Origin of the sequence: Photobacterium alginatilyticum (assembly GCF_009910675.1) — a bacterium.
Taxonomy (GTDB): Bacteria; Pseudomonadota; Gammaproteobacteria; order Enterobacterales; family Vibrionaceae; genus Photobacterium; species Photobacterium alginatilyticum.
Genome location: NZ_RSEJ01000014.1, coordinates 137234 through 149649 on the forward strand (window position 1 = coordinate 137234; position 12416 = coordinate 149649).

Consider the following 12416-nt stretch of genomic DNA (forward strand, 5'->3'; position numbering starts at 1 on the left):
CGGCTTCCTTACTTGGTATCAAGCTCTTCGATGGTATGTTGGTGGTTGGTGAAGACACAGATATCACCGGCAATGTTCAGTGATTTTTCCGCAATTTCACGGGCGCTGAGATCGGTATTCTCCAGCAGGGCTGTTGCTGCTGCCTGGGCAAAATTACCGCCTGAGCCGATGGCAATCAGATCATTTTCCGGTTGGACGACGTCACCGTTGCCGGTGATGATCAGGGAGCCGGTTTCATCGGCTACAGCAAGAAGGGCCTCTAGCTTGCGCAGCATACGGTCGGTGCGCCAGTCTTTGGCTAGCTCGACGGCTGACTTGAGAAGATGGCCCTGGTGCATTTCCAGCTTGCGCTCAAAACGCTCGAATAGGGTGAAGGCATCAGCCGTGCCGCCGGCAAAGCCTGCTAGAACTTTGTTGTTGTATAAACGGCGCACTTTGCGAGCGTTACCTTTCATAACGGTATTGCCCAGGGAAACCTGGCCATCACCGGCGATAACGACTTTACCGTTTCGACGTACAGATACGATAGTTGTCACGGTTTTACCTCTTTGAGTCTCTCCGGCCTGTGCCGGTATCGGTATTAATGCTTATCTGGGGGTGGGAAAAGTTTTTTTCAAGGTATCGATATTGGAAAAAGAAAAGGATGCGGTTGCATCCTTTTTCTTTTTTCTTATGTCGGCGGGGTGTCCTGAGCGGGGAGCCTATTCCCAGAACCAGATTGCGCACGGCTCGATACCGGCCCGGCGCAGCATATTGCGGTCACTCTCGGCTTTGCGCTTTTGCGGGTAAGGACCGAGGATCACCCGGTACCAGTTGCCTTTTTCTCCCTGGCTGATCTTGACCTGGCTGGTCAGGCCCTGGAAGGCGATCATAGCCTTGCGCTGTTCGGCCTGATCCTGGCTGCGGTAGGCACCACACTGCATCAGGTAAGGGCGGCTAGGCTTCTGCTCTTTCTTGGCCTCGACCGGGACTTCCTTGTTTTCCAGCTCCTCGATATAGCGCCATTTCTCTTCCGGTTTCGGCGGCAGCTTTTTCTCTTGCGCCTTAACGGCGGGTTTCGGCTGTGGCTTCGGCGCGGGTTTTGGCTGAACGGTTTCGGTCTGCGGAGCCGGCGTCGTTGACAGGAAATACAGGCCGTAGCCGAGTGCGCTGACCAGGCACAATGCTATCAGTGCCCATTTTATCGGGAAGCCGCCGGAGGCAGGGGCTTTACGCGTGTTACGGGCTGGCTTTTTCGGCGAGCGTCCGCGCTTTACATAATCTTTTGTGGCCACAGTTAGAATAAACACAACGGGGAAAACAATTCTCGCTATGTTACAAAGTTGCGCTGGGGCTGACTAGTGCTGGGATCAGATCTGGACGAAATGCTTGCATGTCATTGGGTGAATTTTGTGAGCTTATGCCCAAAACATAAGCTCACATTGGGACTGTGTTCCGGTTACTGGGCCGGTGGCGCAGCACTTTCCCGGATCACCAGCTTGGCATCGAGCAGGCGTGAGCCTGATGAGATCTCCTTGCCCTTGAGGATTTCAAGCAACATCAGCATCGACTGACGGCCGATTTCATAGCGCGGCTGAGACACGGTGGTCAGAGGCGGATCGCAGTATTCGGCAAACTGAATGTCATCGAAGCCGACGATCGATAAATCTTGCGGTACCCGGAAACCCAGACGCTTGGCTTGCTGCATGGCTCCGATAGCCATGACATCGTTATGGCACAACAGCGCCGTTGGTGGCTCGGGCAGGGACAGCAGGGCGGTGACGGCGCGGGCACCGGCTGCGAACGTGAAATCGCCCTTGACGGTATAGGCCGGGTTGAGTTCGACACCGGCACGACGCAATGCCTGTTGGTAGCCTTGCGATCGGAACTGGCACAGTGCTGCCGAGTCAGGCCCGGAAATTTGTGCAATGCGCTTGTGCCCCATCTGGGTCAGGTAGTTGACGGCCTCAAAGGCGGCAGTCAGGTTGTCGATATGAACGGTCGGAAGCTCAAGCTCCGGGGCAAACTCGCACGCCATGACCATCGGCGGCAGATTTTTTTGCTCGGGTTTGCTGACATCGAACGGCAGGTCCGTGCCGAGCAGCAACATACCGTCAGCCTGCTTGGTGAAGACAAGATTGACGAATGAGTTCTCACGGGTCTTTTGCTGACCGCTGTCGCCTAGCAGTACCAGGTAGCCATGTTCCATGGCGGCTTCCTCGATACCCCGGATAATCTCTGTAAAGTAAGGATCACAGATGTCCGGCACGATAGTGACAATGGTTTTTGATTCGTTACGACGAAGATTCCTAGCCAGCGAGTTGGGTGAGTAGCCAGCATCCATGACGGCCTGTTCAACTTTTTTTCGGGTTGAAGCCGACACTTTCTCCGGGTTCATCAAGGCACGGGAGACCGTGGCTGTTGAGACACCGGCGAGCTGGGCAACATCCTTCATTGTCGCCATAATTACAGTTCCTCTCTATTTATATTTCTCTCATTATTGCCGGAGGATCATAGCCAAACCGGGCAGATACCTATACCAGCGAGCCTACTATTGTAGGCGCTCCGCAGGGGATTAAACATGCTCGAAATAGCATAAATTACATTCAAGGTGTGACATGAGTCGCATTGTTCATTTTAAGTTAAATCCTGCGGTTCGACATCAATCGACCACCTGACTTTCCTGGCCAGAGGCAGCAGTTGGATAGCCGGCTTGGCGATGGTCAGCATTTGCTGCAAGGTCTTGCGATCCGGCGTCTGGAGCAGTAACTGCCAGCGATAGCGGCCGGCCCGGCGCGACAATGGGGCAGGGTTTGGTCCCATCACCGGCGTTTCCTGGCAACAGAGCGGGCTGGACTCAAAAATACCGCGAACTTGCTGTAAAAATTGCTCAACATGCTCACTCTCGTTGGCTTCTGCGCGGAACAGGGTCAGGTAGGTATAGGGAGGCAAGAACGCCTGCCTGCGCTCGTCAAGTGCACTGACGGTAAACTGGTCATAGCCCTTATGCAGCAGAGCCTGAAGCAGGGCGTGTTCGGGGTGGTGAGTTTGCAATATGACCTCACCGGGCTTGCTTGCCCGGCCAGCCCGCCCGGCGACCTGGATGAATAGCTGGGCAAGGCGTTCGGATGCCCGGAAGTCATTGCTGAACAAGGCACTGTCGACATCGATCAGGCTGACCAGGGTAACATCCGGAAAGTGGTGCCCTTTGGCCAGCATCTGGGTCCCGATCAGAATTTGGTACTCGTTGTTTTTTATCGCTTCAAGGTAGCTCTCGAGGCTGCCTTTGCGGCGGGTGCTGTCTCTGTCGATGCGTACGGTCTTGTATTCGGGAAACAAGGTTGCCAGCTGCTGCTCCAGCTGCTCGGTACCGACTCCGACGGCATTGAGCTGGGTAGAGCCGCAGTTACCGCATTGCGGCATCATCGGGCGCTGGGTGGCACAGTGGTGGCAGCGAAGCTCTCCCGACTGCTGGTGGAAGGTGTAATAGGCATCACAGCGCTTGCATTCGGCGAGCCAGCCACACTCGTGGCAGATCACGGCCGGGGAAAAGCCGCGGCGATTGAGGAACAGCATAACCTGGTTGCCGGCCTCAAGGTGCTTACGCATCCGGGCAATGAGCGGGGCAGAGAGCCCTGCCTCCAGATAGAGCCCTTTGACATCCAGCACACCGTGCCGTGCCTGCTGGGCATTGCCGGCACGGCGAGTCAGCGTCAGGTGGTGGTATTTACCGGTTTTGGCATTGTGGAGGCTTTCCAGGGCCGGGGTGGCCGAGCCGAGGATCACCGGGATGTTCTCCCGGTTGGCCCGCATCACGGCAAGATCCCGGGCATGGTAGCGCAGGCTGTCCTGCTGTTTGTAGGACGCATCGTGCTCTTCGTCGACGATGATGATGCCGAGGTTTTCAAAGGGGGTAAACAGTGCCGATCGGGTACCGATGATTATGCCAGCCTGGTTGTCCCTTCCAGCCAGCCAGGATGACAGCCGTTTGGTGTCATTCAGCCCGGAGTGAACGGTTTCCAGCGGCACGTTGAAGCGGCGGCGGAAGCGGTTGATGGTCTGCGGAGTCAGGCCTATTTCGGGCACCAGGATCAGTGCCTGCTTGCCGGCAGCCAGCACCGGTTCGAGCAGGTTGAGGTAGACCTCGGTCTTGCCGGAGCCGGTCACGCCTTCGAGCAAATAGCAGCCGAAAGCCGGGTTGGCATTGACGGTTGCGACCGCCAATGCCTGCTCGTCGTTGAGCTTTGGCTTTTCCTCGGTGACGGCAAAGTCAGGTTGCCATTCTCTGCTGCCGGGGCGTTCTTCGAGAGATTCAATCCAGCCTTTATCACTCAGTGTTTTCAGTATTGCCGAACTGACCTCCTCGGCCAGCAGGCTTTCGTGGCTGCTTTTGCCATGACGTAAGGTGTTGAGCACCTGAGCCTGTCGCGGGGCGCGGTTTAGCGCGGCCAGCGGCTGGTCGCGTCCGGCTTCGGTGATCTGCCACATTTTCAGGCTGCTCGGGGCTGCCTCCCGGCCCTTGCGCAATAGCGTTGGCATGGCATTGGCCAGCGTATCGCCGAGCGGGTACTGGTAATAGCTGCTGGCCCAGCTCAGCAGGCCGAACAAGGGTGGATGCCACAGCGGCTCGCTATCCAGTACGGTGTTAACGGCTTTTAGCTGGCCCAGAGGGAAATCGGATTTATCCGTCAGAGATATAACGATCCCGATAAGCTGCTTCGGACCAAAAGGCACCTTGACCCGGCCGCCGATAACAGGGGACTGGCCTGGCTTTATCAAATAATCAAAAAGCTTATCCAGGGGGACAGGAAGAGCCACGCGGGCAATGTTGGGCGTCATAACTAACCGAGTAATCCACATATACTAAGATTAGGAAGTGTACATTGCTCGGCTGCGGGCGCAAAGCGGTGAAAAAAGGAGCGCATTAGTTGATCTGGGCGACGCGATTGATTACTATACGCCGCCTAATTTATCGTATTGGTGTCAGCTTGCTGATAGCCAAACGTTATACTGTTATTAACGCGTGTGGTGCCCGGCTTTGGATCGGGAGAGCGACACGGCCTTAGCTTTGAGGTTATCCCATGAAACAAGGTATTCACCCAGAATACACAGCAGTGAACGCTAAATGTTCTTGCGGCAACACTTTCGTATTTAACTCTACTATGGGTAAAGACATCAACCTTGATGTATGCGACAAGTGTCACCCTTTCTACACTGGTAAGCAGCGTCAGGTTAACACTGGCGGTCGTATCGACAAGTTCAACAAGCGTTTCGGTGCGCTTTCTAGCAAGTAATTGCCAGATGAATTTCGAAAAAGGGACGCGCAAGCGTCCCTTTTTTTGTCTGCAGACAATATCTGGCGCGGGTAAATTTAGTTTTTTCCTCTATACCTTTCTTTGCTTCTGGTTGTTTGACGTGGCAGCTAGCACGTTTTCTACCCATTCTTCCGGTGTTTGTTCAAAATTCTGCTATACCTGAGTATTCCGGTGGGGATTAATTGGCTCGACCAGCGTTGCTGCGCTAGGATTTTGTATCGCTATAGAATATGATCTATCTCCCAATACCGAACTGAACATCATTTTCATTCAGGATCAAGACCACTATGTCTGAAGATTTTCGTCAACAAGCACTGCACTACCACGCTTACCCTGTTCCAGGTAAAACCGCTATTTCCCTAACAAAGCCGGCAGATACGGTTGAAGATCTGGCTCTGGCCTACAGCCCGGGTGTTGCAGAGCCTGTTCGAGAGATCGCTCAAAACGCAGAAAACGTTTACAAGTACACAGGTAAAGGCAACATGGTTGCCGTGATTACCAATGGTACCGCTATCCTGGGCCTGGGTAACCTTGGCCCGCTGGCATCTAAGCCGGTGATGGAAGGTAAGTCATTGCTATTCAAACGCTTTGCGGGTCTGGATTCTATCGATATCGAAGTTAAGCACCGCACCATCGATGAGTTTGTTGATACGGTCGCCAACATTGCCGATACGTTTGGCGGTATCAACCTGGAAGACATCAAGGCACCAGACTGCTTTGAGATCGAGAAACGCCTGATTGAGCGTTGTGCTATCCCGGTCTTCCACGATGATCAGCATGGTACGGCTATTGTAACCGCTGCAGGCATGTTGAATGCCCTTGAAATCCAAGGCAAAAACATCTGCGAGTCTGTGATTGTCTGTCTGGGTGCCGGTGCTGCCGCTGTTGCCTGCATGGAGCTACTGATCAAGTGTGGTGCCCAGCGCGAGAAGATCTACATGCTGGATCGCAAGGGAGTGATTCACACCCGTCGTGATGACATCAATGAATACAAGCAGCTGTTCGCCAACAATACCGATAAGCGTACGCTGGAAGATGTGATTGAAGGTGCCGATATTTTTGTTGGTGTATCTGGTCCTAACTTGTTGACGCCGGAAGCGCTTAAGCTGATGGCCGATAAGCCGGTTGTGTTCGCCTGCTCGAACCCGGATCCTGAGATCAAACCTGAATTGGCGCATGCTGTACGTGATGACTTGGTGATGGGTACTGGTCGTTCCGACTACCCGAACCAGGTGAACAATGTGATTTGTTTCCCGTTCATCTTCCGTGGCGCCCTGGATGTACGCGCCAGCGTGATTAACGACGAAATGAAGCTGGCAGCTGTTCATGCCATTCGTGAGCTGGCCAAAGAGCCGGTGCCTGCCGAAGTTGTGAAAGCGGCGGGAGCTGACAAGCTGGAATTCGGGGCCGATTATATTATTCCTAAGCCGATGGATTCGCGTCTGCTTCCTCGTGTTGCCAAGGCGGTTGCCCAGGCGGCCATTGACTCTGGTGTCGCGCAGATTGAGATGCCTGTGGGCTACATGGGGGGCGAGTAAGTCACCGTTTGGTTGAAATACTAAAAAACCAGCCCTGGGGCTGGTTTTTTTTTATCTGAAAGCGGCAGTCTATAGAAAACGAGCCAGTCTAGTATTATTCGTTGATGTCTTCGTATTTGATGCCCATTTCTTCCATCAGCTCCTTGGCTTCTGCCGGTAGATCGTCAGGGCGGTCTTTACGGATGTCATCGTCAGTCGGTAGCGGCTGGCCTGTGTAGGCATGCAGGAAGGCTTCGCACAGCAGCTCGCTGTTGGTTGCGTGACGCAGGTTGTTGACCTGGCGGCGGGTGCGCTCGTCAGTCAGGATTTTGAGTACCTTTAATGGAATCGAAACGGTGATCTTCTTTACTTGTTCGTTTTTCTTACCGTGCTCCGCATATGGGCTGATGTATTCGCCATTCCACTCTGCCATTTTCTACCTTCTCAGCGATGTTGGATTCAATAAATTTAATATGGGTGAATTTTAGCGGGATTTACTGCCATAAGCAAAGACATATAGACGTCTAGAAGTGTTGACGTCCTAAATAAATGTGGTTAATGTTGTTGATTAAAAGTTATTCGAATGCAGGGCTTGCCCCAGACAAGGAAAGTAAATATGAGTGACAAGAAGCTTGCCACCGTTGCCGTACGTGCCGGTATTGAATCAGACACGCAGCATAATGCTGTTGTTCCGCCAATTTACCTGACTTCGACCTATAGCTTCCCACAGTTGGGTGATCTTCCTCAATATGATTATTCACGTTCCGGCAACCCGACTCGAAATATGCTTGCAGATGCCTTGTCTGAGCTCGAGGGCGGGGCCGGCGGCGTGGTCACCAGTTGCGGGACGGCAGCGATCAATTTGCTGGCGTCTGCCCTGCTGGGGCCGGATGATTTGGTGATAGCCCCCCATGATTGCTATGGCGGTACCTACCGCCTGTTTAACACCCGGGCGGGTAAAGGCGACTTTAAGGTTGAGTTTATCGATCAGTCCGATCCGGATGTATTGGCGGCAGCACTGGCCAGAAAGCCCAAGCTGGTTTGGGTCGAAACCCCGTCTAATCCGCTGCTTCGGGTGGTGGATGTCGCCGAACTGTGTGAGCAGAGCAGACAGGTCGGTGCGTTGGTGGCGGTCGATAACACCTTCTTGTCACCTATTCTGCAGCAGCCTATCGCGCTGGGTGCCGATTTTGTTGTCCATTCGACCACCAAATATATCAACGGCCATTCCGATGTGGTCGGCGGGGTGCTGATTTCCAAAGAGGCCGAACAGGCTGAGAATATTGCCTGGTGGGCCAACTGTATCGGGGCGACCGGGGCGCCGTTTGATGCCTATTTGACCCTGCGTGGATTACGTACTCTTGCGCCGAGGATGAAAATGCACGAGGAAAACAGTGCCCAAGTGCTGGCCTACCTGCAGACCCAGCCGCTGGTCGGCCAGATTTATCATCCGAGCCAGCCAGATCACCCAGGCCATGACATTGCCGTCAAGCAGCAAAAAGGGTTTGGCTCGATGCTCAGCTTCGAGCTGGCCGGGAGTTACCGTCAGCTTGAGGTGTTTGTCTCTGCATTGACGTGCTTTTCGCTGGCGGAGTCGCTGGGAGGGACGGAAAGCCTGATAGCCCATCCGGCGAGTATGACGCACCGCGCCATGTCTGACGAGGCGCAGGTCGAAGCCGGGATCAAGCCGTCGCTGCTACGCTTGTCGGTGGGACTTGAAGATCCAAGCGATCTGATTGCCGATTTGGAACAGGCCTTCAAGCAAGCAGCGGAGGTAACTGAATGAGCCAGCCTGTAAACAGACAGACGGCCCTGCGGCAGTTACATAAGTTCGGCGGCAGCAGCCTTGCTGATCCCGACTGTTATCGTCGGGTGGTGACAATTTTGCAAGAGCACTCCGGCAGTGATGATTTGATTGTGGTGTCGGCCGCCGGGAAAACAACTAACCGCCTGATTGCCTGGGTCGAACTGCTGGGTAAGGATGGCCGTCAGGCCCACGAGGCCCTGCAGGAGCTACGTGCCTTCCAGCAACAACTGATCACCGAGCTAGTAACAGGCTCGGTGGCAGATGAACTGCAGACTCAGCTACATTTTGAACTCAGCGAGCTGGTCCGGTTGGGCGAGTCCAAGCTTGACGAGGCGGCGGTCGCAGCAATTTTAGGTCATGGTGAATTGTGGTCGGCTCGTTTACTGTCCGCCTTGCTGGTACAAAATGGCTTGTCATCCGGACATCTTGACTCGCGAGAGTTTTTACGGGCGGAGCGCTCGGCCCAGCCGGAAGTGGATCGGGCCCAGTCGTGGCCGCTGCTTAAGGCGCAACTGGCCCAGCACAGCCAGCACCGTATCGTGATCACCGGCTTTATGGCCCGTAACCAGAAAGGTGAAACCGTACTGCTGGGGCGCAATGGCTCGGACTATTCGGCGACCATCATTGGCGCGTTGGCTGAAGTCTCGAGAGTCACAATCTGGAGTGACGTGGCCGGGGTATACAGTGCCGATCCGCGTAAGGTCGGGGATGCCTGCCTGCTGCCTTTGCTGCGACTGGATGAGGCCAGCGAGCTCGCGAGGCTGGCGGCACCGGTACTTCACAGCCGGACATTACAGCCTGTCGCCCAGAGTTCGATTGATCTCACGTTGCGCTGTAGTCACCAGCCCGAGTCGGGATCGACACGGGTAGAGCGGGTACTGGCATCGGGGCGGGGAGCCAAGATCATTACCTCGCTCGATGATGTCTGTCTGATTGAGCTGGACGTGGCTCGTTCGCATGACTTCGAGCCCATTTTGGGTGAGCTGGAGCGAACCCTGCAGCGGGCCCAGCTACTGCCATTGGCTCAGAGTGTCGAGGCCGATCAGGGACGTATTCTGCTCGCGTATACCGGTGAGGTCGTCAACAATGTATTGGGCCTGCTGCAAGACAGCGGTATTACCGCGGAACTTCGTCTGCGGGATGGTTTCTCCGTAGTCGCCGCTGTCGGAGCCGGGGTGGTTAACAATGCCGTCCACTGCTACGGGTTTTATCATCAGCTAAAGAACCAGCCTGTTGAGTTCACGACCGAGCCGGACTCGGGGCTGAGTCTGGTGGCAGTGCTCAGAAAGGTAGATACGGCTCCGCTGGTTGCGCAGATCCACCAGAGCCTGTTCCAGGCGCAGAAGCGGATTGGTCTGGTACTGTGTGGCAAAGGCAATATCGGCAGCCGCTGGCTGGAGCTGTTTGATCGTGAAAAGGTACAGCTGGAGAAACGCCATGGCATGAGCTTTACCCTGGTGGGGGTAGCCGATAGCTGCCGCCACTGGATTGATTTCCAGGGGATTGAACCGACCCGGGCACTGACAGCCTTTGATGACGAAGCGGTTGATTATGCCGAAGGCGAGCTGCTGAATGTACTGGCTGCACACCCTTATGATGATGTGATGGTACTGGATGTGACAGCCAGCGCCGAGCTGGCTGCCAAATACCCGCAGATTGCCGAAAGCGGGCTGCATCTGATTTCCGCCAACAAGGTTGCCGGCTCTGCCTCGGGAGAGGACTATCATGCCGTACAGGACGCGTTTGCCAAGAGCAGCCGTCATTGGCTGTACAACGCGACGGTAGGTGCCGGGTTGCCGGTCAACCATACGGTGCGGGACTTGCGTGAAAGTGGCGATGATATTATTGCCCTGTCGGGGATTTTCTCTGGCACGCTGTCATGGCTGTTCCAGCAGTTCGACGGTACGCTGCCTTTCTCCCAGCTGATAGAACAGGCTTGGCAACAGGGGCTGACAGAGCCGGATCCCCGTCATGATCTCGATGGCAGTGATGTGATGCGCAAGCTGGTGATCCTGGCCCGCGAGTCCGGGCTGGACTTGGAACCGGAGCAGGTCAAGGTGGAATCCCTGGTACCCGAGGAACTGGCTCCGCTGACACTGGACGGCTTTTTCGAGCAGGCCGGTGTGTTGGACGAGCTGCTCAATGAGCGGTTGGTCAAGGCGCAGAAGGAAGGCAAGGTACTGCGCTATGTGGCCCGTTTGGACAAAAACGGCAAGGCAGGTGTCGGAGTCGAAGCCCTGCCGCAGGAGCATGCACTGGCAAACCTGCTGCCTTGTGACAATATCTTTGCCATCGAAAGTCGCTGGTATCGGGATAACCCGCTGGTGATCCGCGGACCGGGTGCCGGTCGGGATGTGACTGCCGGGGCATTGCTGTCTGACATTAACCGGTTGGCAGCGATGTTATAGCGGCTTTTGGCAGACAAAGATCGCACAAGGAAATGCTAACGCGGTCGAAGGTCTCGCCTAGAAAGTCTCTTATGGTATGAATCGCTAGTTTGTTGTGAAAAGCCCGCATTTTGCGGGCTTTTGCTTATTAGTTCGATGTTCGCTATGTTGAAGATCGTGCAAGATCAACTTGAGAAATATTCATGTTCACTTTGTTGACATTAAATTGGTTACAAGACATTCTGTAGACATATAGACGTCTAAACGGTTATTTAATGGCGTCACCATTTTAGGGAGCAGGCCCGGGGCCGGAACAGAAAGGAATAGACTATGGGGTATTCACACGCAAGTCACTTGGATTCGCTTAACCAGAACATCGCCGATCTTAACGGTGATATCAACGTTTCGTTTGAGTTCTTCCCACCAAGCAGCGAGCAGATGGAACAGACCCTGTGGAATTCTATTCACCGTTTGAAAACCCTCAAGCCGAAGTTTGTTTCCGTGACCTATGGGGCCAACTCCGGTGAGCGGGATCGCACCCACTCCATCATTAAAGATATTAAAGAACAAACCGGCCTGGTGGCGGCACCTCACCTGACCTGTATTGACGCTACCCGCGATGAGCTCCGTACCATTGCCCGTGACTACTGGAATAACGGTATCCGCGACATCGTGGCACTGCGTGGTGACTTGCCGGAGAAAGGCGCCAAGCCCGATATGTATGCCGCTGACCTGGTCGAACTGCTGCGTAAGGAAGCTGACTTTGATATTTCGGTGGCGGCCTATCCGGAGGTGCATCCCGAGGCAAAGAGTGCTCAGTCGGATTTGATTAATCTGAAGCGTAAGGTTGATGCCGGCGCAAGCCGGGCGATCACCCAGTTCTTCTTTGATGTCGAAAGCTACCTGCGTTTCCGTGACCGCTGTGTCGCTGCCGGGATTGATGTGGAAATCGTACCGGGCATCTTGCCGGTTTCCAACATGGTTCAGGCCAAACGCTTTGCCCTGACAAACAATGTGAAGATCCCGGGCTGGCTGGAGAAGCAGTATCAGGGACTGGATGACGACCTGCTGAGCCGCCAGATGGTCGGTGCCAGCAATGCAATTGACATGGTGCGTGTACTGAGCCGCGAAGGGGTCAAGGATTTCCACTTCTATACCCTGAACCGTGCAGAGCTGACGTATGCTATCTGCCATACGCTGGGCGTTCGTGCCGAGGCCGGTGTCCAGGCGTAAGCAAGCTTTCCTTCCTGCTCTGATAACCATTAAAAAAGGTTCATCGCGGCTTTCCGGGGAAAGCTGCTTTTATCTTTAGGAAGAAGTATTCCGTATCTCGATATCCGTATCCCATACGCTTGATGAGTTTTATCTTGTTATTGATCCCCTCCAGCGTACAAGTATTCAGATGATATGA

Annotated in this window: 11 protein-coding genes; 5 read left to right on the plus strand and 6 right to left on the minus strand. The window is 54.5% G+C overall.

Features of this window, described 5'->3' with window-relative positions:
- Window positions 1–8: 8 nt before the first annotated feature.
- The 4 genes from hslV to priA all read right to left on the minus strand — a co-directional run bounded on the left by hslV (window position 9) and on the right by priA (window position 4818).
- Window positions 9–536, minus strand: a complete 528-nt coding sequence (gene hslV, locus EIZ48_RS14535; RefSeq protein ID WP_075762981.1) for an ATP-dependent protease subunit HslV — start codon at window positions 534–536, stop codon at window positions 9–11.
- Between the two features lie 165 nt (window positions 537–701).
- The gene (locus tag EIZ48_RS14540) at window positions 702–1274 is read right to left on the minus strand and encodes an SPOR domain-containing protein (RefSeq protein ID WP_160652759.1); all 573 of its coding nucleotides are present in this window, start codon (window positions 1272–1274) and stop codon (window positions 702–704) included.
- Window positions 1275–1438: 164 nt separating this feature from the next.
- Window positions 1439–2443, minus strand: coding sequence for a DNA-binding transcriptional regulator CytR (gene cytR / locus EIZ48_RS14545; RefSeq protein ID WP_075762980.1), 1005 nt, complete (start codon window positions 2441–2443; stop codon window positions 1439–1441).
- 173 nt (window positions 2444–2616) lie between these two features.
- Window positions 2617–4818 carry a primosomal protein N' gene (gene priA, locus EIZ48_RS14550; RefSeq protein WP_160652706.1) on the minus strand — a complete coding sequence of 734 codons (2202 nt, stop codon included), beginning with the start codon at window positions 4816–4818 and terminating at the stop codon, window positions 2617–2619.
- Between the two features lie 242 nt (window positions 4819–5060).
- Here priA and rpmE point away from each other — a divergent pair, with 242 nt between their 5' ends.
- Both rpmE and EIZ48_RS14560 read left to right on the plus strand, forming a co-directional pair.
- The gene (gene rpmE, locus EIZ48_RS14555) at window positions 5061–5273 is read left to right on the plus strand and encodes a 50S ribosomal protein L31 (protein WP_075762978.1); all 213 of its coding nucleotides are present in this window, start codon (window positions 5061–5063) and stop codon (window positions 5271–5273) included.
- Between the two features lie 308 nt (window positions 5274–5581).
- Window positions 5582–6832, plus strand: a complete 1251-nt coding sequence (locus EIZ48_RS14560; protein ID WP_160652708.1) for a malic enzyme-like NAD(P)-binding protein — start codon at window positions 5582–5584, stop codon at window positions 6830–6832.
- Window positions 6833–6926: 94 nt separating this feature from the next.
- Here EIZ48_RS14560 and metJ read toward each other — a convergent pair whose 3' ends face one another.
- Window positions 6927–7244, minus strand: a complete 318-nt coding sequence (metJ, locus tag EIZ48_RS14565; protein WP_075762976.1) for a met regulon transcriptional regulator MetJ — start codon at window positions 7242–7244, stop codon at window positions 6927–6929.
- Window positions 7245–7427: 183 nt separating this feature from the next.
- Between metJ and EIZ48_RS14570 the strand changes: the two genes are divergently transcribed.
- The 3 genes from EIZ48_RS14570 to metF all read left to right on the plus strand — a co-directional run bounded on the left by EIZ48_RS14570 (window position 7428) and on the right by metF (window position 12238).
- Window positions 7428–8597 carry an O-succinylhomoserine (thiol)-lyase gene (locus tag EIZ48_RS14570; protein ID WP_160652710.1) on the plus strand — a complete coding sequence of 390 codons (1170 nt, stop codon included), beginning with the start codon at window positions 7428–7430 and terminating at the stop codon, window positions 8595–8597.
- Window positions 8594–11026, plus strand: a complete 2433-nt coding sequence (locus tag EIZ48_RS14575) for a bifunctional aspartate kinase/homoserine dehydrogenase II (protein ID WP_160652712.1) — start codon at window positions 8594–8596, stop codon at window positions 11024–11026. Before EIZ48_RS14570 ends, EIZ48_RS14575 begins: the two co-directional genes overlap by 4 nt.
- Before the next feature lie 309 nt (window positions 11027–11335).
- Window positions 11336–12238: a methylenetetrahydrofolate reductase gene (metF, locus tag EIZ48_RS14580; RefSeq protein ID WP_160652714.1), complete on the plus strand. Its 903-nt coding sequence runs from the start codon at window positions 11336–11338 to the stop codon at window positions 12236–12238.
- 40 nt (window positions 12239–12278) lie between these two features.
- On the opposite strand, the gene EIZ48_RS14585 is transcribed toward metF, so the two are convergent.
- The coding region (locus tag EIZ48_RS14585; RefSeq protein ID WP_160652717.1) for a transposase at window positions 12279–12416 on the minus strand (138 nt) is incomplete at its 5' end.

Bases quoted from the DNA above. Each gene is read 5' to 3' on its own strand.
- cytR (WP_075762980.1), bottom strand. From the start codon at position 2,443: ATGGCGACAATGAAGGATGTTGCCCAGCTCGCCGGTGTCTCAACAGCC.
- priA (WP_160652706.1), bottom strand. From the start codon at position 4,818: ATGACGCCCAACATTGCCCGCGTGGCTCTTCCTGTCCCCCTGGATAAG.
- rpmE (WP_075762978.1), top strand. From the start codon at position 5,061: ATGAAACAAGGTATTCACCCAGAATACACAGCAGTGAACGCTAAATGT.
- EIZ48_RS14560 (WP_160652708.1), top strand. From the start codon at position 5,582: ATGTCTGAAGATTTTCGTCAACAAGCACTGCACTACCACGCTTACCCT.
- metJ (WP_075762976.1), bottom strand. From the start codon at position 7,244: ATGGCAGAGTGGAATGGCGAATACATCAGCCCATATGCGGAGCACGGT.
- EIZ48_RS14570 (WP_160652710.1), top strand. From the start codon at position 7,428: ATGAGTGACAAGAAGCTTGCCACCGTTGCCGTACGTGCCGGTATTGAA.
- EIZ48_RS14575 (WP_160652712.1), top strand. From the start codon at position 8,594: ATGAGCCAGCCTGTAAACAGACAGACGGCCCTGCGGCAGTTACATAAG.
- metF (WP_160652714.1), top strand. From the start codon at position 11,336: ATGGGGTATTCACACGCAAGTCACTTGGATTCGCTTAACCAGAACATC.